This is a genomic window from Desulfonatronum thiodismutans, assembly GCF_000717475.1.
GTDB classification, from domain to species: Bacteria; Desulfobacterota; Desulfovibrionia; order Desulfovibrionales; family Desulfonatronaceae; genus Desulfonatronum; species Desulfonatronum thiodismutans.
Map to the genome: position 1 here is coordinate 91,672 of NZ_JPIK01000004.1, position 24,206 is coordinate 115,877.

20 protein-coding genes are annotated in these 24,206 nt (G+C 57.7%); 9 read left to right on the plus strand and 11 right to left on the minus strand.

All coding sequences use genetic code 11. The features are described from left to right. Positions 1–14 precede the first annotated feature (14 nt). The 6 genes from GY33_RS0100995 to GY33_RS19485 are packed head-to-tail and all read right to left on the minus strand — an operon-like array spanning position 15 to position 5,935. Positions 15–1,163, minus strand: a complete 1,149-nt coding sequence (locus tag GY33_RS0100995; protein ID WP_035270960.1) for an HprK-related kinase B — start codon at positions 1,161–1,163, stop codon at positions 15–17. Further along, positions 1,160–2,035, minus strand: coding sequence for a GAK system ATP-grasp enzyme (locus GY33_RS0101000; protein ID WP_031385547.1), 876 nt, complete (start codon positions 2,033–2,035; stop codon positions 1,160–1,162). Before GY33_RS0101000 ends, GY33_RS0100995 begins: the two co-directional genes overlap by 4 nt. Before the next feature lie 54 nt (positions 2,036–2,089). Next, complete coding sequence (locus GY33_RS0101005; RefSeq protein ID WP_031385548.1) at positions 2,090–3,736, minus strand: phosphate signaling complex PhoU family protein; 1,647 nt, start codon at positions 3,734–3,736, stop codon at positions 2,090–2,092. 5 nt (positions 3,737–3,741) lie between these two features. Beyond that, a complete protein-coding gene (locus tag GY33_RS0101010) occupies positions 3,742–4,023 on the minus strand; it encodes an amphi-Trp domain-containing protein (protein WP_031385549.1) in 282 nt (93 codons plus the stop codon). Positions 4,024–4,073: 50 nt separating this feature from the next. Next, entirely contained in the window at positions 4,074–5,258 is a 1,185-nt protein-coding gene (locus GY33_RS0101015; RefSeq protein WP_235185426.1) for a hypothetical protein, read from the minus strand. A 29-nt stretch (positions 5,259–5,287) separates the two neighbouring features. Further along, positions 5,288–5,935: a GAK system XXXCH domain-containing protein gene (locus GY33_RS19485; RefSeq protein WP_051822157.1), complete on the minus strand. Its 648-nt coding sequence runs from the start codon at positions 5,933–5,935 to the stop codon at positions 5,288–5,290. Positions 5,936–6,819: 884 nt separating this feature from the next. Between GY33_RS19485 and GY33_RS0101025 the strand changes: the two genes are divergently transcribed. The 3 genes from GY33_RS0101025 to GY33_RS0101035 are packed head-to-tail and all read left to right on the plus strand — an operon-like array spanning position 6,820 to position 9,747. Next, complete coding sequence (locus tag GY33_RS0101025; RefSeq protein ID WP_031385552.1) at positions 6,820–8,037, plus strand: quaternary amine ABC transporter ATP-binding protein; 1,218 nt, start codon at positions 6,820–6,822, stop codon at positions 8,035–8,037. Continuing rightward, a complete protein-coding gene (locus GY33_RS0101030; RefSeq protein ID WP_031385553.1) occupies positions 8,030–8,857 on the plus strand; it encodes an ABC transporter permease in 828 nt (275 codons plus the stop codon). The genes GY33_RS0101025 and GY33_RS0101030 overlap by 8 nt, the downstream gene beginning before the upstream one ends. Before the next feature lie 32 nt (positions 8,858–8,889). Further along, positions 8,890–9,747, plus strand: coding sequence for a glycine betaine ABC transporter substrate-binding protein (locus tag GY33_RS0101035; protein ID WP_051822158.1), 858 nt, complete (start codon positions 8,890–8,892; stop codon positions 9,745–9,747). Between the two features lie 248 nt (positions 9,748–9,995). On the opposite strand, the gene GY33_RS19490 is transcribed toward GY33_RS0101035, so the two are convergent. The 5 genes from GY33_RS19490 to GY33_RS0101060 all read right to left on the minus strand — a co-directional run bounded on the left by GY33_RS19490 (position 9,996) and on the right by GY33_RS0101060 (position 17,766). After that, positions 9,996–11,480 (minus strand): nucleotide-binding protein, encoded by a 1,485-nt coding sequence (locus GY33_RS19490; RefSeq protein WP_051822159.1) that lies wholly within the window; start codon positions 11,478–11,480, stop codon positions 9,996–9,998. After that, a complete protein-coding gene (locus tag GY33_RS0101045) occupies positions 11,473–14,154 on the minus strand; it encodes an HDOD domain-containing protein (RefSeq protein ID WP_031385556.1) in 2,682 nt (893 codons plus the stop codon). The genes GY33_RS19490 and GY33_RS0101045 overlap by 8 nt, the downstream gene beginning before the upstream one ends. 187 nt (positions 14,155–14,341) lie before the next feature. Continuing rightward, complete coding sequence (locus GY33_RS0101050; RefSeq protein WP_051822160.1) at positions 14,342–15,922, minus strand: response regulator; 1,581 nt, start codon at positions 15,920–15,922, stop codon at positions 14,342–14,344. 4 nt (positions 15,923–15,926) lie between these two features. Beyond that, complete coding sequence (locus GY33_RS0101055; RefSeq protein WP_031385558.1) at positions 15,927–16,376, minus strand: response regulator; 450 nt, start codon at positions 16,374–16,376, stop codon at positions 15,927–15,929. Positions 16,377–16,386: 10 nt separating this feature from the next. Beyond that, positions 16,387–17,766, minus strand: coding sequence for a sensor histidine kinase (locus tag GY33_RS0101060; protein WP_035270963.1), 1,380 nt, complete (start codon positions 17,764–17,766; stop codon positions 16,387–16,389). 361 nt (positions 17,767–18,127) lie between these two features. Between GY33_RS0101060 and GY33_RS0101065 the strand changes: the two genes are divergently transcribed. The 6 genes from GY33_RS0101065 (at position 18,128) to GY33_RS0101090 (ending at position 24,205) form a co-directional block, all read left to right on the plus strand. Next, entirely contained in the window at positions 18,128–19,009 is an 882-nt protein-coding gene (locus GY33_RS0101065) for a DMT family transporter (protein ID WP_031385560.1), read from the plus strand. Position 19,010: 1 nt separating this feature from the next. Continuing rightward, a complete protein-coding gene (gene nth / locus GY33_RS0101070; RefSeq protein ID WP_031385561.1) occupies positions 19,011–19,652 on the plus strand; it encodes an endonuclease III in 642 nt (213 codons plus the stop codon). Between the two features lie 105 nt (positions 19,653–19,757). Next, the gene (tgt, locus tag GY33_RS0101075) at positions 19,758–20,876 is read left to right on the plus strand and encodes a tRNA guanosine(34) transglycosylase Tgt (protein WP_031385562.1); all 1,119 of its coding nucleotides are present in this window, start codon (positions 19,758–19,760) and stop codon (positions 20,874–20,876) included. Then, a complete protein-coding gene (locus GY33_RS0101080; RefSeq protein WP_235185427.1) occupies positions 20,863–22,629 on the plus strand; it encodes a TraB/GumN family protein in 1,767 nt (588 codons plus the stop codon). The genes tgt and GY33_RS0101080 overlap by 14 nt, the downstream gene beginning before the upstream one ends. After that, a complete protein-coding gene (locus tag GY33_RS0101085) occupies positions 22,629–23,543 on the plus strand; it encodes a hypothetical protein (protein ID WP_051822161.1) in 915 nt (304 codons plus the stop codon). Before GY33_RS0101080 ends, GY33_RS0101085 begins: the two co-directional genes overlap by 1 nt. 62 nt (positions 23,544–23,605) lie before the next feature. Continuing rightward, positions 23,606–24,205 (plus strand): NF038143 family protein, encoded by a 600-nt coding sequence (locus GY33_RS0101090; protein WP_152555012.1) that lies wholly within the window; start codon positions 23,606–23,608, stop codon positions 24,203–24,205. Position 24,206 lies beyond the last annotated feature (1 nt).

The following is a 24,206-nucleotide window of genomic DNA, read 5'->3' on the forward strand; positions in this document are numbered from 1 at the left end:
AACTCCCCCCGGCCTCATTCATCTCCCCGCTGCCCCAGATAATGGACGCAGGCATCGGCCACATGGTCGAAGTCTACGCCGCCCTGGGCCTCGAACACCGCGCATTTTTTGAAAATATCCAGGTAACTTTCTGGCTGGAAGCGGTACGCGACGTCGGGCCGGGGAAGGAAGAACAGGCCTGGGGATTTGATCACCGTGTCCAGCAGTTCCGGGCGTTGGACCAGGTCCACCAACTCCAGGGAGGTCCGGGGATACTTGGGCTTCCAGTTCAGGATCACGAGGCCGACCATCCGGGCGGAGTCGAGAAATTTTCCCTGGCCGAAGCACTCATCCAGGTAGACGTCGTGCTTTTGCTCCAGGTTCCACAGCTCTTCCGGCTCCATCCGGGAGTACGCCTCCTTCTGGGAGGCGTCCAAAAGACCGTCCAGGGAGGGATTGCCCATGATCGTTCCCGGATTGACACGGGGCAGCTTGGCCACGCCGTGCATGGTCGGACCATGCGGAAACGGCTCTGGCCCGGGGTCCTGGATCAACAGGCGGTCATTGCTCACGAAGTCCAGGCCCCGGCGCATCATGTGCAGGGCCAGGGTGGACTTGCCCATTCCGGAAAAACCGGCCAGGGCCAGACCATTGCCGTTCAGGGAAACTCCGGCCGCATGGCAGAGCAGGCTGTTGCGGTCCAGCATCCATTGGATGAACCGGCTATTGATGAAATTAATCACCTGGTTGTCGTTGGCCAGACAGGGGCCGACGGCCAGATGCGTTTCCCGGTCAAAGTAGAAGAGCATCCCGGTCAACCGTTTGCGAACGAGCCGCCCCTCGCCTTCCTCAACCGCCAGATCCAGATACTCTTCCTTGATCTTGGTCTTGCCCGGATCAGGCTGCTTGACGATCCACGGCAGATCTGGATTCCAAACATCCGTCTCCAGGGCGGTCACGGTCATGTCCGGAGCATCGCCGGTTCCGAAGTCCTCGCCCCGGTCCACAAAATCCGTGTAGTAGCGCGTAAGGTTCGTGACCAGCGCGGAATTGTTCGTCCGCACAATGAGCACGCACTCCCCGAAGCGCAAACGCAATGACGCAAAAGCGTCTTTTCCGGCCCCGCTTCCCGCGACCTGTTCCAGCAGCCTGGTGCGGACATGATCCGCGGACATCCGGCTCATGACCGCACCCGCTTCAAGACGTGGTCCGCGAAATGCCCGGAAGCGTCCAATTCGCGGGCTTCCAGGAGGCCGCGAAACCCGCCGAAGGCCGAGACCTCGAAGATCATCGGTCCGTTCTTGGATTCCATCACGTCCACGCAGGTGAAGTCCAGCCCGAACAGGTTCTGGGCCTTCCAGGCCAGATCGATGATCTCCTTGCTTGGCTCATAGCTCGCGTACTTGCCTCCGCTGGACGTGGACGTATTCCAGGCCCCGGAGCTCTGTCGGGCATAGGTCCCGAAATACTCTCCCCCCAGAAACACGATGCCCAGATCCTTGCCCGGGGTGTCCAGCATTTTCTGGATGTACATCACGGGATTGCCCTGGGCCTGAAAGCGGATGATCCGCTCGCGACACGAAGGATCGGCCTGGATCACCTCCATGCCCCGGGCCTTGGAGGTATACAGCGGCTTGAACACGGCCCTCCCGTACGTTTCCACGGCCTCCACCGCGGCTTCCACGTCCTCGGTGATGGTGGTCGGGGGCATGGGCATGTTCCCGGCCCGCAAAATCACGGTGCAGCTAAGGCGATTGAGGGCCGAGAGGATCGCGGTCGGGTTGGAGAAGATCGGCGTTCCGTTTCGGGCCAACAGGTCCAAAAGGCTCAACCGGTCCTGCATGTCCGGCGAATAGGCCGGGCCGATCTTCTTTACGGTCAGGGCGTCGTAGGTCGACAAATCTTCACCGTTGAACCACATCCGTCCGCTGTCCAGGTCCATATGCACCCCGGCCATGTCCACGACGCGGCGAAAACCCGTCCTGGCCTCAAAAGCGTCGGCCAGCTTCTCCGTGGACCAACTTCCGGGATTGCCGATGACCGCTATCCGTTGCATGCGTGTTTCCTTTTGCTTCTGATTGAGTTTCGGGTTCGGAACCACCGGCCCGGGTCAATAATACCGATACCGCAGGATGTGATCCGGCACCTTGAACGTCTCCCAGGATTTGCCGCGATGGGCCAGGATCAGTTCGGCGAGATAAATTCCCCTGACGAACATGCTCGTAGCGAACTCCTCGTTCAATTCGAACCGGGTCGAGGTGATGAAGGAGCGGATCAAACCCAGAGCGAGGCGGATTTCAAAGGTCGCATCCTGGTGCTCCCGAGCGAAATGTCGGGCAAAATGCAGAAAGTGCAGGCCGACCTGGTTCAGCTTGCACCGGACGACCTTGTCGAAAATCGGAATCCGGAAGTTGGACACCAGAAACACGGACACGTCCTGGAGGTAATCCCCGTCCTTGGAGCGATGGACGTCGATGTAGTGAATGCGCTGCTCTTTCTGAGTATAGATGATGTTGTTGCTGTTGTAGTCCCCATGAATGAACACCGTGAACGGTGTGGACACCTCTCGTTCCACCTCGCGCAACTGCTCCAGCAGTTCCATGACCGAAGGGACCTTCAGTCCGCAGAACCCCACCTGGGGCGAGTTGAAGTCCGGGTGCGCCGTGAAAACATCCTCAATACGGGAAAACAACTGTTCAATGAACGTGCAGGGAGTCTTGCCGGGCTGGAGCGTTTTCTGCCAGATCATGGTCGCGGTTTCCTGCACCAGAAAAAACGCATCCTCGAACGTCTCCTTATCGTCGTTGAAGACGATTTCCTGAAACGTGCATCCCGTCAAAAACTCCAACAGAATCGAAGCGTTGTCCCGGCTTTCCTGAAACCCGAACACCTTGGGCGTCAGGCCGGGCAGAATCGCTTCCCAGAGTTGGATATTTTCCCTTTCCTGGGCGATCTTTTTGAACTTGCCTTCCTTGAAGATTACCCCGGTGGAATCGCCCTGGCCGTCGCTGGTAACCTTGCCGATCCGGCAGCCGGAACGGGTTCCCCAGATGGACTCGAATTCAACCTCCCGCATCGGTAGGTCGAAGCCCAGATTATCCAAGGATTCTCGCAGGGCCTGGAACTGATTAATCTTCAGCTTCTCGCCGACCACGGAAAAAATCACCGCTTCGCCGATATTCAGCAAGGAGTCCCCCATCCGCTCCAGATACCGGAAGATGAACAAGGTGGTGATCAGGTTGTGGGCTTCCCTGCCGGATTGCAACTGGGCGATGATCTTGTCGAAATTGTGCTTGTAGAGCTTGTCCAGAATGAATTCCGTCCGGCAGATGCGCAGGGCCAGGGAGAGATCCCGGTGAAACAGGGAGCGGACCACGATGTCCAGGGCGCTGAGAATCTGGCGAAAAAACGGTCGGTATTCGTAGCGATCCAGAAAGCGTGGATCGGAAAGATACTGGACCTGACGGACGATATTCACGGAAAAATCGCTGATCCGCTCAAGATTGTTGCTGATGATGTTCACGGCGCGGACAAAGTCGATCCCGGCCTTGTCCAGATGGGTCTGGCTATGCAGCCGTGAAAAACAGGTGTTTTCGATCACGCTCTTGAAGTTGTCGATATAGTCGTCCCGGGAGGCGACCTTCTCTATATTCGCGGCTTCCGGCGCGACCAACACCTTCAGGGTCTCGTCCACCTGTTTGGCCACTTCCAGGACCATGAACTGGATTTTCTGTTCCAGTCCCTCGAAAGCATGCATGGGGTCTAGCCTTTTTCCTTGCCTTCAATGACCAGCGGACCGTCCACGAACATGCTGCTCTCCGTGGCCTGCTCCCAGCGAAAACGCAGAACCATCTTCACTTCGCCGTCCTTTTTCTTGGTCTCCACGTCGAACTTGATCAGGCTTTGCGGCTCCAGGACCAGGCGCTTGTCCTTCCAGGAAAACTGCAGTTTGCCGTTCAGGAAGCCTTCGCTGAGCGCGTTGAGATACTTGCCGATGGACTCCTTGTCCTGCAAGGATTCGTGTCGAAACTTTTCATCCGCCATATCACTTCTCACTGTTTAATGTTGTAGCCTTCAGCCTTCTTCCCTTCCCTTCACCCATCCAGCCGCGCTCGATACTCCTCAATGCTTCGCGCCCGGCTGGCATTGCCGACGATCAGACTTTTGCGGATGGACAGGTCGTCCCAGGCCGGCTGAACGCCGATGTCCCGATAGTACTTTTCGGCTTCGGCCTGGGCGGGGTCCTTGAGCTTTTCGGTCATGTGCGTGTCGTCGCCCATGAACACCAGCAGGGAACGGTCGTCCACGCCCCGGCTTTTGTTCTGCCGGTTGATCACGTTGACCAGGAACTCGGTGTACTCCTGGGACTGAGGATTCCAGACCTCGTAGCCGTCCACGTCGTAATCCGCCAATAGAATCGGCCAGAACTGCTCCGGGTGCGGAACCACCACGCCGCCGCCCAAGGCCCTGGCTTCCTCGATGAACTCAGAGGTCCGGTAAAAATAGGTCGGGCTGAAATTTTCCTTGACCATGCGCTTGACGGTCTTCAGGAACACCTGGGCCCGGTGGACCAGCGACTCGGGAAAAACATCCGCCTGCACGGTGAGGAATTCCCGGACCAGCTTGTTCTTGATCATGTCACGGGGAATGCTCTGCTCATGTTCGTCCAGCAGCAGTTGCAGCTTCTTCGCCTGAATCCGGGAAAATCGGACCACGTCCTCGTCCACCCCGGTTTCCTCGGCTGCCAATTGGAGGTAATCCTCGAACTTGGCGTTGGTGACCATGTCCAGAAAGGCGAACAACTGGCTGGACCGGTACCGGAAGGTGTGGTCCAGCATGGACTTGAACACGTCCGCGGATTCCAGCCTGCTGGTCCGGAAATGCAGCAACAGCTGGACCTTGCGCTGAAAGCCGTGGGAATAGCAGTCCACCTCCACGCCGGAATAATCCCCGTACTCCATGAGCACATTGTGCTGGGTGGGAATGATCAATTCGCAAGCCTTGCTGGGAAAGGTGGCCTCAATCCGCTTTTGGATCAAGTCCATGGGGACGTATTCAGGGTGCCAGTGGATGGCCAGCACCTCGTCCTGACGGGGCAGCACCTCCAGCGGGGTAACGATGCGCCGCACCTGCTCCGGGGTCAGTTCCTGGGACGTGATCGCTCGGAAGCACGCCACGTCCGTCTCGGTCAATCGCGGCGGATACTCCAAGTTCTTCACCACCACTTTGGAGTCGTCGCGTTTGACGATTTCCATTTTTCTGTTTTTCGCGGACAACATCGCGTCCTCCCTTTGCTCGTGCTTTCCGGTCAATCGTACTTCTTGTGGCATTGGGTCTTGAGCGTGTTCAGCACGTGCGTCGCCTGGTACGCGGCCTCCAGATCCTTGCGCTGAACCGCGTCGGCGAATGCCGCCACGGCCTCGGTGTAGGCGGGATAGAACTCGTCGCCCTTGCCCGGATACCGAACCATGTCCGCGGAGTCGCGCAAAAATTCGTCGATATCCACCTGAGACGGCCAAATATTTTCATGCAGGGAGTACATAATGTTCTTGAACGACTTTTTCATCCGTTTCTTCAACGAACCATAGCTTCCGCGAGGTTTGCCGGGCTTTTGGGGCATGTCCGATACTTGCGCCTCAAGCGCCTCCCCGATCTGGTCCTGATCCCGTTCCCAATCGCGGGGCTGATCAACCAGAACGTCATCACCAACACCTTCGTCATCTTCCAGGTCTTCGGGGAGATCGAACGTACGTTCGCCGGAGGTAATCCGAACCTTGACGTCCGCCATGCCCGCGGCGTTGCGAATGGTCAGCGATATCTTCTCCACCGAGTTCCAGGCGAGTTCCACGGTGTCCAGACTCAATCGCTCCCGCTCCATGGCATCGGCCATGCTGCGCAGAATTTCCGCCAATTGCTCCGGCGAGCAGGTCATTTTCATTTTGTCTTCGCGTTCCATGGAACCTCCTGTTTACCCTTCTAAAAGCACCGTACGCGCCAAGAACTCAAAAAAAGAAAAGGCCCGTCGCGCTCAGGACGCTGAACGCGACGGACCTTTTCGAATGGAGGTGCGAGGCAGATGCAGAGTGCCCTTGAAAGAGCTGAGTTGCATGACGATCAAGTTACATTTTTCAGACGATTCGATGGCGTGCACCACTTTAATGACATGTTCCGTGTTGTCCTCGAATGCGGATCAAAACCCGTGAAGAGTATTCCCTTGATGCCGTCAGCCGTCAATCCAAGGTTTCCAGTCGAAAATTTGAGTCCCGCACTTTTCGGGAAGAAAAATTCCCAAAGACCCGCTGGCCCCCACCCAAAAAACATCCCCAAAATCTGAAAATAAAAGCATACCCTACGAATGTGACGATTTCGTGTCGTCAGTTCAGCGTGACTCCTGACGAACCCTTCTTGATGTGAGCGACCAAGCTCGCGGCAATTCTCCACAAAACAGAATAAAAACTTCCAAAAAACAAAGCGCATCACCACAATATCTGACAAAACAACCGGCAATGACGCATTATCAATCCACTAATAGCAAAAAGTGCTATGGTAAACACATAATAAAATCATGATCGCAATAGAAGAGACATTGAGACAATACCGTTTGCTTCACATTTCAAAAATCGCCAAACGACTTCTTTCATTAACTTCAAAATATATCGATAAATATCCTAGCACATGGTGGTTATCATTTACGTTTCTTGTCTCTTCGGTGGACTTCGGATTTCCAGTCCCTCGAAAAAGTGAAATTTTATGTTGACGAACCACCGTGATTGATATAATTTAATGAGATATCTCAAGCCAGACGGCTATTTTCATCATCCATCAACAGAGGACGCTTTCATGTCAGAAACCACCCGGGAACCGAAAATTCGCGTCGAGCACCTGACGAAGATTTTCGGCTCCAACTCCAAGGAAGCCTTGAAGCTGCTTCAGTCCGGGGTCGGGAAAGACAAGATTCTGGAAAAGACCGGGTGCGGGGTGGGCGTGGCGGATGCCAGCTTTACCGTTGCCGCCGGAGAGATCGTCGTGGTCATGGGACTTTCCGGCAGCGGCAAGTCGACCCTGGTCCGGTGCATCAATCGCCTGATCGAGCCCACCGCCGGCAAGATCCTGATCGACGATCAGGACATCACCACCCTGTCCATGAACGAGTTGCGCCAGGTCCGGTTGACCAAGCTGGGCATGGTCTTTCAGAATTTCGCCCTGTTTCCCCATCGCACGGTTTGTCAAAACGCTGAGTACGGCCTGGAAATCCAGGGCATGGACCCGGCCAAACGGCGCGATAAGGCCATGATCGCCCTGGAGCAGGTTGGCCTGAAGGGCTGGGAAGACTACTACCCGGTCAATCTTTCCGGCGGCATGCAACAACGCGTCGGACTGGCCCGGGCCCTGGCCCTGGATCCGGACATCCTGCTCATGGACGAAGCCTTCAGCGCCCTGGACCCCCTGATCCGCGGAGACATGCAGGACGAATTGATCAATCTGCAAAGCAAGATGCAGAAAACCATCCTGTTCATCAGCCACGACCTGGACGAGGCCCTGAAGCTCGGAGACCGGATCGTGCTGATGAAGGACGGCGCCATCGTCCAGATCGGCACCGCGGAACAGATCCTGACCAACCCGGCCAACGAGTACGTCTCCCGCTTCGTGGAAAACGTGGACATCACCAAGGTGCTCACCGCGGAGTCCGTGGTGATCAAGCCCAAGGCCGTGGTTTTTCTCGCGGCCCACGGGCCCAAATCCGCGCTGCGCTTCATGCAGAAACAGGGGCTGTCCCAGATTTTCGTCCACGATGAAAAACACAAGGTCATCGGCTACGTCACCGCGGACGAGGCCTCCGAAGCCTCCAAGCGCGGCGAGACCGAATTGCACCACATCATGCAAACCGACTTCGTCAGCGTGCCTCCGGACACCCCGGCCGCGGACCTGATTCCGATCATGGCCAACCTGCCCCATCCGCTGCCGGTCGTCAGCGCTGACGGCAGACTGATGGGCGTGATCATTCGCGGGTCGTTGCTGGCGGCCCTGGCCGAACGCGGGAGGAACAACGATGCCTAAAATACCTATTGGGGCGACCATCGAGGCGATCATCGACTTTTTGGTCACCAACTTTTCCTTTCTGACCATTGCCTTCACCCGGGTCATGGAGATCGTGATCCGGGCCATTGAAAACGGCCTGCTGTTCCTGCCGCCCTGGGTGTTTATCCTGGCCGCGGCCGGACTGACTTTCTGGCTGACCAAAAAACGGGGCATCGGAATCTTTACGCTGCTGGGTCTGACCCTGATCTGGAACATGGGCCTGTGGGTGCCCACGGTGAGCACCATCACCCTGGTGCTCATCGCCACCCTGACCGCCCTGAGCATCGGCATTCCCATCGGCATCCTGGCGGCCCTGCACGGCGGCGTGAACCGGGTCGTGCAGCCGGTCCTGGACGTGATGCAGACCATGCCGGCCTTCGTCTACCTGATCCCGGCAATCCCTTTTTTCGGCCTGGGCAAGGTGGCCGCCATCTTTGCCACGGTGATCTTTTCCATGCCCCCGGCCATTCGCCTAACCTGCCTGGGCATCAAGCAGGTTCCTCGCGAACTGGTGGAATGCGCCGACGCCTTTGGGTCAAATAAATGGCAAAAACTGTTCAAGCTGCAACTGCCCCTGGCCACGCCGACCATCATGGCGGGTGTAAACCAAACCGTGATGCTCGGCCTGTCCATGGTGGTCATCGCGGCCATGATCGGCGCACGGGGCCTGGGCGGCGAGGTCTGGCGGGCCATCCAGCGCCTGCAGATGGGCAGCGGTTTCGAAGCCGGTCTGGGCATCGTGATCGTGGCCATCATCCTGGACCGCGTCCTGCAGCACTTCGGCACCAAGAAAAATTAACCCCAAACCTAATCTGAAACCAAGGAGGTTTTATGATGAGTGGAAAACTGTTTCGCATCCTGCTGGCACTGATGGTAATTTTGTTTGTAACCGCCGGCACGGCGTCCGCCCGGGACAAGTCCGTGCGCATCGCCTACGTGGAATGGGACTGCGCCGCGGCCAGCACCCATGTGGTCCAGGCGGCCCTGGAGGAAATGGGCTATGACGTGGAGATTCTGCCCGTTGCCGCGGCGGCCATGTGGCAGGCCGTGGGTACCGGGAACGTGGACGGGATGGTCACCGCCTGGTTGCCCGTGACCCACGCCGATTACTACGAGCGGGTCAAGGACACCGTGGAAGACCTGGGCCCCATTGTCGGCGGCGCCAAACTGGGTTGGGCCGTACCCTCCTATGTGACCATCGACTCCATCGCTGAAATGAACGACCACGCGGACAAGTTCAACGGCCGGATCATCGGCATCGATCCTGGTGCCGGCCTGATGCGTCTCTCCGAGGACGCGGTCCGGGAGTACGGGTTGACCAAGTTTGAATTGATTGAGGGCAGCGACGCCACAATGACCGGAGCCTTGAGCAACGCCGTGGATCGCGATGAATGGGTGGCCGTCACGGCTTGGTCTCCCCACTGGATGTTCGGCACGTGGGACCTTAAGTACCTGGAAGACCCTAAGGGCATCCTGGGCGGTGAAGAGAGCATCCACACCATCGTCCGCCAGGGCCTCAAGGCAGACAAGCCGGAAGTCTACAATTTCCTGAACAACTTCGCTTGGGAAAGCCCCAACCAGTTGCAGATGGTCATGGCCTGGAACCAGGAGTCCGGCTCCGACCGCCTGGAAAACGCCAAGCGTTTTCTGCGCGAAAACCCGGAGCAGTTCGAAAGCTGGAAGAAATAGACTCCTTTCCTCTCCACGGACAAACAAAAGGCCGCCCAATGGGCGGCCTTTTGTTTGAGAAGGCATAACGCTCAGTACATCCTTGGTAGAGCCTCACTCCGGCACTGGATTCCCGCCTTCCCGGGAATGACGTGTTTTTTCAATGCCGTCCCCGAGTAAGTCATACCCCCGAAGCCTGTCCTCGTGCAGCGGGGAGCGGGTCTCCTGACCGTTTCTCTTGGATGCGCTGAGTAGCAGTTTCAACGTATTTAGTGATACGTGAGAGTTTGAACTTTTTGCGGCGTTGCGGCAATTGTTCGTTTCTCAAAGAACTTGCCAGATGTCCGCGTTGAGTGTTTTTCCTCAAAACAAGCCTTTTGCAGTGCTTCGTGGATTTCCTGGAGTGTAAACGGCTTCCGGAGTACATCCACCAGATTCAGTCGCGAAGCCCATGGTGGCAGCTTCAATGAATACTGGGACAGCCAGATGCAGGGGGTGCCCGCAAGGTGCTGGATGACGTCCATAACCACATCATCCTCCTTGTCGATGGAGCACAGCAAAATCCCCGGTTTGACCGATGAACTCGGGTAACCGTTGATGACAACTGGACGGAACCCCTGGCCCAGGACGATATCCTTCAAGGTTCCCTGCAAAGCTTCATCCGGACAAACAATCCCCACGACCATCTCCGGTGGCGCCGACTGGTTTGGCAATGGCAGCCCTTCAGCCAACTCCAGGAGTGTCTCGCCGACGGCAAAAATGCGTTTCTTGACGTCAGGAGTCGCGGCTGGCTCTTTTTTAATAAAATCTTGAAGTTTAAGGACATTTTGCTCCAGGCTCGCGACAAGTTCGGCAAGAGAGTCTGCTCTTGATTCCTGCGTTTGGACTTGAGGTGATACGTCGGGCGTCGGTTCAGGCCTGAACCTCTCGTGAGTTGAATCCCGCAGCATGTTGACCAGTGACGTGTCCCAAAAGTTCTCCGCTTCGGTGTACAGAATTTTTAAACTTGTTCGGCGAGCCAGGAGCCAGGCCGCCTTCTTCAGTGCCCTGCAGGCTGGCGCTTCCGGAGACAAAGCCTTTGGCAACATCTGCTGTGCCGCCGCATCCCTGAACAGAGCATCCTCGGGGATTGCCCCCAGGGCGAGCACGGGAAGCTGCAGATGCTTCTTACAGACGGCCCCGAATCGCTCCAACAGCAATTTTGCATTGAATCCGGGCCGAACCCGGTTCACGAAGAGATACGGTGGACGGTGCAGTCCATTCCGTCGAAGCACTTTCAGGAGGGCATAGCCGTCCATGAGCGAGGACGGCTCGGGGTTGATCAGGACAATTTGCTCCCGCGCGGCTAAGCAGAAAGAAATGACCTGACGATGAATTCCGGGAGAATTGTCCAGCAGGAGGATATCATATTCATTCAACATCCTAATTTTCTTTAAGAATCTGTCACGCTGAACTCGGCTCAGATCCGCCAAGGCCGCCGTGCCGGAGCCGCCGGAAATAACGTCCAGCCCGGGGCGGACATTGTTCAGCGCCGCTTCCGGCGGCAGATCCGTAAAAAGCAGTTCATCCAGTGTATGGCGAGGAGACAGCCCGAGGAGCACATCCACGTTGGACAGCCCCATGTCCACGTCTACAAGGCAGACTTTTTTACCGATTTCGGCCAGTTGCCAAGCTAGCCCCAAGGCGACGGACGTTTTCCCGGCCCCGCCTTTACCGCTGGCTATAGCGATGATTCTGGTACCGGATTCAGCCATCGGTCTTACGAAGACAAAAATGCACTTCGGCGAGAAGTTTCTTGATATGAAACGGCTTGCGCAGACATTTGCAGCTGTGGTTGGCAATTTCTCCCATTTCATCAGGCGACGCCGTACCGGTAATAACGAGCACCTGCAGTCCCGCATTCGTTGGCGAGGCGCGAAGCTCCCGCAAAAGGGATAACCCATCTCGATAAGGCATCTTGATGTCCAGGAGCAAGAGATCGAATCGCTCTGCCTCCAGCATGTCCCGCCCCATATTGCCGTTGTTCGCGGTCATCACTTCAAAACCCTCGTTTTCCAGGGTTTCCTTGAGCACATCCCGGATATGTTCTTCATCGTCCACGACCAATATCCTGGGACGAAGCCCCAGCGATGTGGCGGAAGAGGTGCATGCTTCGGATTGCATCGGGCGCAGCGCGGAAATGTCCACGGGGAGTTCAACGCTGAAAGTAGTCCCTTTTCCCGGAGTGCTGTCGATATCGATCTTGCCGAAATGGTTGTTGATGATCCCCAAGGATGTGGAAAGACCAAGGCCGGTCCCCTTGCCCTCGGCCTTGGTTGAGAAGAAGGGATCAAAGATCTTTTTCAAATTTTCTCTGGCAATCCCGACTCCCTGGTCCTGAATTCGTATCAAGACGGCCTGCTGGTTGGCCAAAAATTCCGTGACCACGGTCAGCTGCCCTCCCTTTTCCTCCATGGCATGTTGGGCATTGATAATCAGGTTCAGGAAAACCTGTTCAAGTTGATTGGGGTCGGCCTTGATCGGCACGATCCGATCATCGTACTGTTTTACCAAGGTGATCTTATACTTGCGAAAATTGGTCGCGACCAGTTCGAGCACACGGTCCAGGACGAGATGAATATTGATTTTCTGAAGGTTTGGCGGAGCGGGGCGGGCAAAATCCATCAGGTTCGTCAATATTTTGCTGATTCTTTCAATTTGCACGGAAATCAACGCCAATTCCTGTTTCCTTTTTTCATCTTGCTCTTTAAGTTCAAGGAGTTGAGCACGAGCGGAAATGATCGCCAGAGGGTTGTTGATTTCATGGGCCGCGCCGGCTGCCAGCTGGCCAACAGCGGCCAGGCGTTCCGTCTGGATCAATTGATGATTGATCTGTTCAGTTCGCCAGAGGGCCTGGGCGAGATCCTCCTTTTTGCACTGAAGACTCTCGAACAGCAGTACGTTTTCCAGGGAAGAGCGAAGGAGCTGGGCGATCTGGGAGAAGCCGGTAAAATTGTCCTGTGGATGAGGGCGATACTCCTGGGCCAAAGAAATACACAGTTCCGCGAAATAACAATTTTCCATGCCAAAGCTGAAGATCAAAAAAGGAGAGGAAAAGCTTTGGGCGATGGTTCGATCGTAATGGAGGCGTTGTTTGGCGTTAGCCAGTATCCTGCAAAGATCCGGGGGAAGATTCTGGTCAGTTTGTTCCCAGATGGGGGTGCCATTGCGATCGGTGAAGCAGAGCAGCCTTCGTTTTCTTCCGCCATCGATCCATACGACCCCCTCAAGCTCACGCGTTTCGTGATCAATGGTGTAGAAGATGCCCACGGGAACGGCGGAAAAGCCGTTAAAAGCCTGGGCGAGTGCCTGAAAAAGATCGGTTTTGTTGTGAACATTGCCGAGGTCGAGCCCGATTTTGTTGGCCAGGCCCAGCAGAGCGTTCATCTTGGAAAGTCTGGTGTTTTTCACGTCCAGTTCGATGCCCAACTCGGCCAGGCTTCTGTTGGCCTTCTGGATAATTTGGTGAAAGACAATGCTGAGATCACTCTCCAGATCAAAAAAAGCGGCTTTTAGTTCATATTCCCGCCTAGCCTCTCCCCGAAGAGCGGCCACTTCGGCCTGCTCCAGGTTCAACGCCGTCAGCAATGCCTCGATGAGGCTGTCCTCATTGCTCCGTTCAGGCACGTCGCAAAGCATTTCCTTGGCCAGATGGTTGGCCAGCGAGACAATGGCCGTCACTTCCCAATTCAAGGAAGACCGATCCATGGAGCCAAGCCTGTGATGGTGCAGCCAAATGCAATCCACCAGCTCTTCAGGCAACTTCCAGTGTTGCGCGAGTATCTTGCCCACCGTGCAGTGATCGGTATCCAGTATTTTGAATTCCGCCTCCATGGTGCTCAAGCATCTTTCCTTGCGCAACTCGTCGATCTGCAGTGCGATATCCGGAAAAATGTCCATTATGACCAATTTGCCGATATCATGCAGCAGACCGCCGACAAAAGCCGTTTCCCGAAGCTCCGGAAATGTTTTTGCCGCTATGAGATCGGCCAGCACGGCTGTAACCAGACTGTGGGTCCACAACAATTTGGACATGTCGGCGATTTTCGGCTCAGTCTCAGGCAGGTAATCCTTGACCAAAACGCCCAGCAGGGCACACCGGACTTGGTTCAATCCGGCCAGGGCGACGGCCTGTTTGACCGTTCCGACACGTGTCGGCAAACCGGCTTGGGCGTTGTTTACCAAGCGCAGGATTTTTGCCGTAAGCACGGGGTCTGCTTCCATTACCCGCGCAAGTTGAGTCAAATCGACGTCGTCTCGCATCGAGAGGGTCAGCGCCCGCACCGCCACGGTGGGCAACACCGGCAGTTCCTCAATATGTGAAATCATGGAGCGCAGAGAGGCGGTTATACCCGAAGACCGGGCCTGACGGTCGCGATCAATACCCATGGTTACAACTCCGGATGAACTTTCCAGAAAAAACGACACAATACAGAGCTTTTACGGCACTAGGACAACACCACGCGCGTATTCAGGGCAATGAAATGCCTCACTGTATCAATTATTAGACAGTGATGTCTACGTCTTTCGGCACCAGGATTCGCGAAACCGCCGACACGGCTTCGGCTTTGACCGATCAGGAATTCGCTCCAGACGAACAATGTCGTCTGACCATCTCTTCCAGATCTTCAATCCGCACCGGTTTTGCCAGGTAGTCGTTCATCCCCGCGCTCAGAAAGCTTTCCCTGTCTCCGGGCATGGCCTTGGCGGAAAGCGCGATGATCGGAATATCCTTTACGCGCCGTAAACTATCCCAGTTCCGGATGGCTTTCGTGGCCTGGATTCCGTCCATTCGCGGCATTTGCACGTCCATCAGGACGCAGTCAAAATCGTTTTTCGCCAACAGATCCAAGGCTATTTGGCCATCCTCGGCCACCACGACGTGATGTCCGACACGCTCCAGCAGCAAGCGCACAGTGATTTGATTCGCCGGATCGTCCTCGGCATAAAGGATGCTCACCCCCTCCTTCTTCTCGCTGGGCCATGTTCCGGGACGATCCAGATCCCCGGAACCGTCCTTGGGCACGGTGAACGGCAGAAGCACATGAAAGGTGGAGCCTTCCCCCGGAACGCTCTCCACGTTGATATTCCCGCCCATCAATTCCACCAGCCGCTTGACAATGGTCAGCCCCAGCCCCGCGCCCTGGTATTTGCGGGTGATGGAGGAATCCAGCTGCACGAACGGTTTGAACAAGTCGTCGAGGCGGTCCTCCGGCATGCCGACTCCGGTGTCGGACACTGAGATCAGTACGCGCAGTCGATTGCCCTGGCTCATCCCCACCGGTACGACGTCCACGCGAACCCGGCCCTTGTCCGTAAACTTCGCGGCGTTGCCGATCAGGTTGAAGAGAATTTGGCGCACCCGGACCGCGTCACCCAGCAGAGTAGCCGGAATAGACGGGTCATACCGGCCTTCCAGACGAATGTTCTTTTCTTCGGCCGTCAGCGAGAACAGGTCCATGGCGGAATCCGTCACGTCCCGGAGATTGATCCGGTCTTCCCGAACCTCCATCCGACCCGAGTCGATGCTGCAAATGTCCAAAATGTCCGAAAGCAGCGATGTCAGTCGGTCCGCAGAGGATAAAGCCAGCCCCACGAAACGTTTTTGATCCGGCTCCAGCGACGAGGTTTGTAAAAGTTGCAACAGGCCCATGATTCCGTTGAGCGGCGTGCGGATCTCATGGCTCATGTTGGCCAGAAACGTGCTTTTGGCCTCGTTGGCGGCCTCGGCCGCCTTTTTGGCTGTTACCAAGGCTTCGTGCGCGGCGTGCTTGTCTCGACGATTCGCCGCCTCCTTGAGCTCCCGCATGACCGCCGGCACGAGCCTGGCAAGCTTGTCCTTCATGACAAAATCATGCACCCCGGCCTTCATGCTTTCCACGGCCATCTCCTCGCCGATGCTCCCGGAAACCAGAATGAAGGGAATGTCCAGGCCGCTGCGCTTCAGGACGTCGAGGGCCTGAAACGAATCAAACTCGGGCATGACGTGGTCGGACACGATCAGGTCCCAGGATTCCATCTCCAAAGCGTCCTGCATGGCCGCCCTGGTTTCCACCCGCTTGTAGACCAATTCCAACCCGGCCTTTTTCAAGGCCCGGACAACCAGCAGCACGTCGTCTTCAGAGTCTTCCACTATCAGCACGCGCAATGCGGACATGTCCTCAACCTCCCTTTGGAATCGGGGGAGATTCATTCAACACCAGCCAATACAGACCAAGCTGACGGACCGCATCAATAAATTGGTGAAAATCGACTGGCTTACGGATGTAGCTGTTGGCCCCGAGACTGTACGTCTCCAACCGGTCCCGCTCCTCGCTGGAAGAGGTCAGCATGACCACGGGCAGCAACTTCGTCGACTCGTCGGCGCGAATCCGGCGCAGCACCTCGATGCCGTCCAGTCGCGGGAGTTTGATGTCCAAAAGGACCACCTGCGGCTGAACGCGCACGTCCCTCCCGGCATACGCTCCTTGCCCGAAGAGATAGTCCAAGGCCTCAACCCCATCCTCCGCGACCACCAATTCGTTCAAGATATTGTTTTTTTGCAGCGCTCTCCGGGTAAGCAGGACATCGTCGGGGTTGTCCTCCACCAGAAGAATAATTTTGCGAGACATCCGTCCTCCGTTAGGTAATTTGATCCTCAGCGGTCGGGACATCCGGAAGGCTGAAGAAAAATGTCGCCCCGTTGTCCGGTTCGGCCTCGGCCCAGATTTTTCCGCCATGTCGCCTGATGATCCGGCCCGTGGTGGCCAGACCGATTCCCGTCCCTGGAAATCGCTCCAAAGAGTGCAGGCGTTGGAATGCCGTAAACAATTTTCCGGCGTAGGTCATGTCGAACCCCGCGCCGTTGTCCTTGAGAAATATGACCTGCTCATGGTTCTCCATTCGCCGTCCGAATTCGATCCTGGGACGAGGGACGTATCGGGTGAACTTCCAGGCATTGTCCAAAAGGTTCTCCAGGACGATCTGGATCAAGGTCGGATCTGCGGTGATGGTCAAATCCTGTTCCACGACGGTTTCCACGTCCCGCTCCGGCTCGGACTCCGCCAAGCCGGTCAGAACGCCTTCGGCCATTTGACTGAGGTTCACGTTCGTCACGCTAAGCGCGGCCCGCGACACCCGGGACAGCTTGAGCAAATCGTCGATAAGCAGCCCCATGCGCTGGCTGGCCTTGCGCACCCGATCCAGGTAGTCCCGCCCCTGGCCGTCCAATTTGTCGTGATAATCCTCCAGCAGGGCCTGGCTGAATCCGTCGATGCCGCGCAACGGAGCGCGCAGGTCGTGGGACACGGAATAGCTGAAGGCCTCCAGCTCCTGATTGACCTCCTCCAGCCGGGCGGTCCGCTCCTTGACCCGCTGCTCCAGTTGTTGGTTCAGCTTCCGCAGTTCCTCCTCGAATCCTTTCCTTTCCGTGATGTCCTGAACAAAAACAACGGCCCCGTCACTTCCCTGAAACTGAAAGGGAGCAGCGCTGACATTCACGAAAAACTCACCCCCATCCAGTCTGCGATGGGTTTGTTCAAGAGAAGGCACGGATTCTTTTTCCTCGTTGAGCAGGCGTATCCGCGCCAGGACCTCTTTGTGATGTCGAGGATGGACCCGCTCCAGGACCGAGCGCCCTAAAAGGCTTTCCGGTGAAACCGCCCCATAGAGGTTCAAAGCCTGCTTGTTGAGATAAGCGAATGTGCCGTTGGTCTGAATAAAAATGGGTAAAGAGGCGTTGTCCACCAAGCGACGGAATTGGCGCTCGTGATGAATCAACTGCCGGCCCTTCTGCTCCAGGAGCAGAACCTGTCTTCTGAGAGCGAAATAGAGCAGGATCGCCGTGACCAGGACGAAAAACCACCCCTTATAAGTTTGCAACCGGATCAGCGTGGCCGGATCCTCGACCATCAAGGCCAGCAGCTGATCGGAAAAAATGATCCAAATTCCGCCTGCCAAGGCGTAGGCAATGGCGGTGCGCGAAGGAATATACGATTTGAGCTGGCTGCTGGTTTCCGGCATGAAGCTTCGCCGCCGTTGAACAAAGGGGGTGAAAAAGGAGGGGCCCGAAAACAATGTGGTCGCACGAATTGGATTACAATGAAAAGAACGTGCATGTCGGTGTATATTCGACAAGTTGACTCAACTTTCTTATTGCATGCCAGCGACAATCGCAAGCATGACCCACACGGTAGCAGGGCAATTTGGTCTCAGCCAACCACCAGAAATACTGAGGCATTGTGCATCCGGCCAAATCCCGCTAAACAATACGGCACCTCTTCGCGTCCGAGCCTGAAAGCAACATCCCGGCAGAACCGAATGCGCAAGCCGCAAAACCGCCGAATCCAGGCGCGAGCAAGGCCGATCCTAACCTTTCCCCCTCATGGATACCCGACAACGCACGGCATACGCCTACGGCTTGGCCACGGTCCTGCTCTGGTCCACCGTGGCTTCGGCCTTCAAGATTTCCCTGCGCCACGTGGATCCGATCCAGTTGCTGTGCATTTCCACCCTGATTTCCGCGCTGACCCTGCTGGCGGTTCTGACCGCCCAAGGCAGACTGCGCTCCCTACGCGGCCTGTCCGGCACGGATCTGGCCCGCTCGGCCATATTGGGGCTGCTCAACCCGTTTCTCTACTACCTGGTTCTGTTCAAGGCTTACGACCTTCTCCCGGCCCAGGAGGCCCAGCCCCTGAACTACACCTGGGCCATCACCCTGGCCCTGCTCTCCATCCCCTTGCTGGGCCAGCGGATCACGGGCCGGGACTTTTTGGCCATGGGCGTGAGTTACCTGGGCGTGCTGACCATCTGCACCCGTGGCGACCTGTTCGGCCTGTCCTTCGCCGACCCGCTGGGCGCGGGGCTGGCCCTGGGCAGCACCGTGATCTGGGCCCTGTACTGGATCTTCAACACCCGGGATGCCATGGACCCGGTACTCAGGCTGTTCCTGAACTTCGCCTTTGGATTCGCCTACATCCTCCCGGTGACGTTCCTGTTCTCCGATCCCCTTGCCATCAACCTCCCCGGCCTGCTCGGCGCGGCCTACGTGGGGGTGTTCGAAATGGGGATCACCTTCATCTTCTGGCTCAAAGCCCTGAAACTCTCCCGAACCACGGCCCAGGTGGGCAATCTTATCTACTTCTCGCCATTCCTCTCGCTGATTTTTATTCGTATTTTCGTGGGAGAAGAAATCCTGCCTTCGACTATCGTCGGCCTGTTGCTCATCATTCTGGGCAACGTCGCCCAAAAGCGTTCAGAAGGATGAAATGAACAAAAATTTCAAACTACGCGCCGCCCAAATCTTCACCCTCCTCCACGCCCGCTACCCGCTCCCCGTGACCATGCTGGACTGGAAGAATCCTTGGGAGTTGCTGGTGGCCACGGTCTTGGCGGCTCAGTGTACGGACGCTCGGGTGAACATGGTCACGCCGGAGTTCTTCCGCCGCTGGCCGGGTCCGGAGGATCTGAGCGTCGCGCCGCTGGCCGAGGTCGAGGACGTGGTCCATTCCACGGGCTTTTTCCGCCAAAAAGCCAAAAACCTCATCGCCTCGGCCAAGCGCGTCCTCGAAGCATACAGCGGGGAAGTCCCGGACACCATGACCGACCTGCTCACCCTGCCCGGAGTGGCCCGCAAGACCGCGAACATCGTGCTGTCCAACGCCCTGGGTAGGCACGAAGGCATCGCGGTGGACACCCACGTCCGCCGCCTCTCCTTTCGCCTGGGCCTGACGACCTCCACCAATCCGACGATCATCGAACGGGATATGATGCAACTGTTTCCCCGCGAACAATGGGGCGACATCAACCATCTCCTGGTCCTCCACGGCCGGGACACCTGCCCGGCCCGCAAACCTCGCTGCCCCAACTGCATCCTCACAAACCTCTGCCCCAAACACGGACTACCCTGAATCCTGACTCCTAAATTCTGAATCCTGACTCCTAAATTCTGAATCCTGACTCCTAAATTCTGAATCCTGACTCCTGAATCCTGAATCCCAAATACTTCCACCACCATGACCACACCCGGCACCTTCCACATTCTGGCCACTGACGGCCAAGCCAGAACCGCGACCCTGGCCACGGCCCACGGAACCATCCGCACTCCGGTGTTCATGCCCGTGGGCACGGTGGGCTGCGTCAAGGCCCTGAGCCCCGACGACCTTTTGGACCTCAAAGCCCAGATCATCCTGGGCAACACCTACCACCTCTACCTCTTGCCCGGCGACGACCTGGTGGCCCGGCGCGGCGGGCTGCATGCCTTTTCCGGGTGGAACGGCCCGATCCTCACGGACAGCGGCGGGTTTCAGGTCTTCAGCCTGCAATCCCTGCGCAAAATCAGCGAGGACGGGGTGGAGTTTCGTTCCCACCGGGACGGCTCCAAGCACTTCTTTTCTCCGGAAAAGGTGGTCTCCATCCAGCGCAACCTGGGCTCGGACATCATGATGGTCCTGGACGAGTGCGTGCCCTACGGCGCGGACAAGGCCTACACGGCCAAATCCCTGGGCCTGACCACCCGCTGGGCGGCCCGTTGTCGTCAGGCCTATCCCCAAGGTTCGGGCAACCAGCTCCAATTCGGGATCGTCCAGGGCGGCTTCTTCCCGGACCTGCGCACGGAAAGCGCCCGTCAGATTTGCGACCTGCCCTTTGACGGCTTTGCCATCGGCGGACTGAGCGTGGGCGAATCAAAACCCCTGATGCTGGAGATCATGCGCCATACCGCGCCCCTGCTGCCCCCGGACAAGCCCAGATACCTGATGGGCGTGGGCACGCCCATGGACATCCTTGACGGGATCGAGGCCGGCATCGACATGTTCGACTGCGTCTTGCCCTCCCGCAACGCCCGCAACGGCACCCTGTACACCTCCCTGGGCAAGGTGAACATCAAGCGCGCCGAGTACAAGGAAGACGACGGCCCCCTGGACCCCAACTGCGGCTGTTACACCTGCACCCGATTCTCCCGGGCCTACCTGCGCCATCTGTACATGGCCCGGGAACTGCTGGCCTACCGTCTGAACACCATCCACAACCTGCACTACTTCCTGGCATTGACCCATGGCGCGGCTCAGGCCATACTTGAAGGCAATTTCGCGACCTTCAAAGCCGCAGTGGAGGCCGTTCATGCCCATGCCTGAAGACCTGAGTCCCGCCCAGTACGACCTGCTCCTGAACCAGGCCCGCGTTCCGGAACATTCCATTCACTACATGAAGGCCGTGTCCGGCGGACGGCCCTTTCTCCAGAACGACTACCTGTTTCTGCACGCCGAGGACTGGCTCCTGGCCGTGGGCTATGCGATCCATGGTGGCGATGATCCTCCCGAAGCCTTTGACCAAGCCTTGCAAGAGGCCCGCCGCCAAACCCGGGCCGTGAACTGCTGGGCCATCTGCCCGGAACTGCCTGAACGCCTTCGCCTGTATCGCACCAACCAGGACCACTATTACGTCCTGCCCGCTGACGCCCCGACTCCTTCCCGCCTGGCCCGCCTGGCCGACAAAGCCGCGACCCGGCTGACCGTGGACCAAAGCACCACCTTCACCGCGGCCCACCGCCGTCTCTGGGCGGAATTCACCGGACGGGTCGCCCTGCCGCCCGCGGTGCGCGAACTTTACGCCCGCACCGAGAGCGCCCTCCCCCAGTGTCCGGACCTGTTCCTGCTCAATGCCTGGGACGACCAGGGCAATCTCGCCGCCTGCCTGCTCCTGGACACCGCGCCGCGCCCGTTTCTCAGCTACCTGCTGGGCGCGCATTCGCGCCAAAACCATACGCCCTACGCCTCGGACCTGCTGTTCCGGGAAATGATCCGTATCGCCCTGGAAACGGGCAAGGAATACCTGCATCTGGGGCTGGGCGTGAACCCGGGCATTCGCCGGTTCAAGGAAAAATGGGGTGCATCACCCGCGACGCCCTACGAAATGGCCGAATGGACCGAAGCCCCGGATTTTCGGGACGACCTGGGCGATTTGATGCGCACCATGGTCCACATGCCCCACGTCCAGATGACCAGGGAGCAGTACTGGAACAGCCTGCCCCAGCAGCGCCCCTACAGACTGATCTGGGAACTGGAGAAGAACGGCAGAACGTCCTGGATCGGCGGGACCGCGCATTTTTTCTGCTGCAGCTTCGAGAGTTCCATGCGCCGACTGTTTGAAAAGGTGGACACCGTGATCTTCGAGGGCCCGCTGGATCAGGCCAGCCTGGACCATGTCGCCCGGATCGGCCAGACCCCGGACCAGACCCCGGACCAGACCCAGGGTCAGACCCAGGACCAGACCCAGGGCCAGGCTTCACCCAGGTTGATGGACGCCATGACCGAGGAGGAATTCCGCAAGCTGGAACGCGTGGTCAACGGACCGCGCGGCTTCTGGGCCAGATTCCTGGGCACCGAGGACCCCAACCCCATCGATGTCCGGCATTATCTGACGAAATACCGGCACTGGTACGCTTTTTTCTCCCTCTGGACACACTTTTTACGCCGCCACGACTGGAACCACTCCGTGGACCTGGAGGCCTGGCACCTGGCCCAGGAGATGGGCAAGGAGGTCCGAGGCATGGAGTCGATCGACGAGCAGATCGCCACCCTGGAAAGCGTGCCCGTGGAGCGCATCGTGCGTTTCTTTCGTCAGTGCGGCCTCTGGAAAGGATTCATCCGCCGGAACATGCGCGCCTACCTCAAGGGTGACCTGGACGCCATGATGGGCACCAGCGCCGAATTTCCCTCCCGCACGGATCTGGTCATTGACCGCCGCGACGCCGTGTTTCTGGAGCGAATGCTGCCCCGAATCACAACTGGGCGCTGCGCCGTGTTCGTGGGCTCGGCACACATGTTCAATCTGCAAAAGATGCTGGCCGACGCCGGATTCACGGTCCGCAAGCTGCGGAAAATCTAATGCTCGGCCCGGATCGCCTGGATCATGTCGCCGCGAACGCCGTGGTTCCGGAACAGCTCGTTTGCTACGTCCGGGCCGTGGCCGGGAGTACGCCGCGCTTGTTCGACGCCTGTCTGGGCTACGAAACCCCTGACGACCTGGTGCTCATCGGCTACCCTCTGCACGATCCCCCTCAGAGTCTTTTGGACCAGGAGGCCCTGTCCCGATCCGTGGATCTGGCCCTGGAATCCAGCACGGCCCCAAAAATCACCGTACTCGCCGCCACCCGCCCCCAACAAGCGCCCGCCGTCGAACCCGAAGAAACTCCTTTGAACAACCCCTCGGACCATCCCTCGGGCCAGACACAGGACGCCTACCTGACTCTGCCCATTCCCGCTCCCGCGCCTGGGCAAAAACTCCGCAACCTGTTGCGCCGGGCGGGACGGGAAGTGACCCTGGACCAAAGCCGCATTCTGGACCAGGAACACCTGGCGCTGATCGACCGCTACCTGGAGTACCGGGACCTGGAACCGGGAACGCGGCACATTTTCCGAAACATCCCGGCCTATGTGCAAGCCTGTCCAGGCGCATTGGTGATTTCCGCCTGGTTGAACAAAACAGATGATTCTTCGCACTTGGCCGGATTTGTCGTGGGAGACTTCACCTCCCTGAGCACGGCCTTTTATATGTTCGCCTTCCGCAACCCGGACCTCGCCCCACCGGGCACCGCGGACCTGCTGCTCCACGCCCTGCTCCAGGAAGGCCAAAAGCGCGGCCAGATCCGCATGAACCTGGGCCTGGGCATCAACCCGGCCATCCGGTACTTCAAGCAGAAATGGGGGGCGGAGGTCTTTCTGCCCTGCGTTGAAACGAGTTGGGAGCGTCGTCCGAGAGGATGGTTGGAGCGATTGAGACGCTGGAGAACGAAGAAATGATGTGGATCGATTTTGAGTCGATCCACACTTGGAAAATGAAAAACAACGGAGCGCGAACGCCCATGGCTACGGCCACTCAGCAAACCTACCAAATGATCTGGGACCATGAGCAGAACTTTGCCAAGGAATTGGCCCGCCGGGTCGTGGAAAAGCCCAGACTGACCGTCTGGCGGGTCCTGTTTCCCCCGCTGCTGGTTTATCACTACGTCAAGCTGCGGGAATACCAAACTGACCTGGAAACCTTCGCCAAAGGGGTGGTGCGCTCGAAAATCCTGGCCATGGAATCGGCCCTGGAGGAGACGACCTCCGGCAAGAAGGATGGGACCTACAAAAATGCCTTTGGGGCCAAAGAGTCGGAAAGCGCCCCCGGAGAGATCCGCTTGCACACCGCGCAGATCGCGGAGGTGGAACTGCTCAAGGCGCACTACCTGAAATTGCTGCGCGATACAGGCTCAAACTACCAGGCCCTGATCAAGAAGACCTACAAAACCAGCGGCGAATACCGCCGCTTCCTGACCAAACTGGCCCAGGCCGAGGATGCCGTCCAGAAAGAAGTGCTCCACCTCCACCAAACCAGCACCACGGCCCAGGCCGTCAGTCGGAAGATGCGGGAAACTGCCAAGAGTTTGCGGGACCAAGAGGTGAAGGCCTTCTTTGGATAGG

Bases quoted from the DNA above. Each gene is read 5' to 3' on its own strand.
- GY33_RS0100995 (WP_035270960.1), bottom strand. From the start codon at position 1,163: ATGAGCCGGATGTCCGCGGATCATGTCCGCACCAGGCTGCTGGAACAG.
- GY33_RS0101000 (WP_031385547.1), bottom strand. From the start codon at position 2,035: ATGCAACGGATAGCGGTCATCGGCAATCCCGGAAGTTGGTCCACGGAG.
- GY33_RS0101005 (WP_031385548.1), bottom strand. From the start codon at position 3,736: ATGCATGCTTTCGAGGGACTGGAACAGAAAATCCAGTTCATGGTCCTG.
- GY33_RS0101010 (WP_031385549.1), bottom strand. From the start codon at position 4,023: ATGGCGGATGAAAAGTTTCGACACGAATCCTTGCAGGACAAGGAGTCC.
- GY33_RS0101015 (WP_235185426.1), bottom strand. From the start codon at position 5,258: ATGTTGTCCGCGAAAAACAGAAAAATGGAAATCGTCAAACGCGACGAC.
- GY33_RS19485 (WP_051822157.1), bottom strand. From the start codon at position 5,935: ATGGAACGCGAAGACAAAATGAAAATGACCTGCTCGCCGGAGCAATTG.
- GY33_RS0101025 (WP_031385552.1), top strand. From the start codon at position 6,820: ATGTCAGAAACCACCCGGGAACCGAAAATTCGCGTCGAGCACCTGACG.
- GY33_RS0101030 (WP_031385553.1), top strand. From the start codon at position 8,030: ATGCCTAAAATACCTATTGGGGCGACCATCGAGGCGATCATCGACTTT.
- GY33_RS0101035 (WP_051822158.1), top strand. From the start codon at position 8,890: ATGATGAGTGGAAAACTGTTTCGCATCCTGCTGGCACTGATGGTAATT.
- GY33_RS19490 (WP_051822159.1), bottom strand. From the start codon at position 11,480: ATGGCTGAATCCGGTACCAGAATCATCGCTATAGCCAGCGGTAAAGGC.
- GY33_RS0101045 (WP_031385556.1), bottom strand. From the start codon at position 14,154: ATGGGTATTGATCGCGACCGTCAGGCCCGGTCTTCGGGTATAACCGCC.
- GY33_RS0101050 (WP_051822160.1), bottom strand. From the start codon at position 15,922: ATGTCCGCATTGCGCGTGCTGATAGTGGAAGACTCTGAAGACGACGTG.
- GY33_RS0101055 (WP_031385558.1), bottom strand. From the start codon at position 16,376: ATGTCTCGCAAAATTATTCTTCTGGTGGAGGACAACCCCGACGATGTC.
- GY33_RS0101060 (WP_035270963.1), bottom strand. From the start codon at position 17,766: ATGCCGGAAACCAGCAGCCAGCTCAAATCGTATATTCCTTCGCGCACC.
- GY33_RS0101065 (WP_031385560.1), top strand. From the start codon at position 18,128: ATGGATACCCGACAACGCACGGCATACGCCTACGGCTTGGCCACGGTC.
- nth (WP_031385561.1), top strand. From the start codon at position 19,011: ATGAACAAAAATTTCAAACTACGCGCCGCCCAAATCTTCACCCTCCTC.
- tgt (WP_031385562.1), top strand. From the start codon at position 19,758: ATGACCACACCCGGCACCTTCCACATTCTGGCCACTGACGGCCAAGCC.
- GY33_RS0101080 (WP_235185427.1), top strand. From the start codon at position 20,863: ATGCCCATGCCTGAAGACCTGAGTCCCGCCCAGTACGACCTGCTCCTG.
- GY33_RS0101085 (WP_051822161.1), top strand. From the start codon at position 22,629: ATGCTCGGCCCGGATCGCCTGGATCATGTCGCCGCGAACGCCGTGGTT.
- GY33_RS0101090 (WP_152555012.1), top strand. From the start codon at position 23,606: ATGGCTACGGCCACTCAGCAAACCTACCAAATGATCTGGGACCATGAG.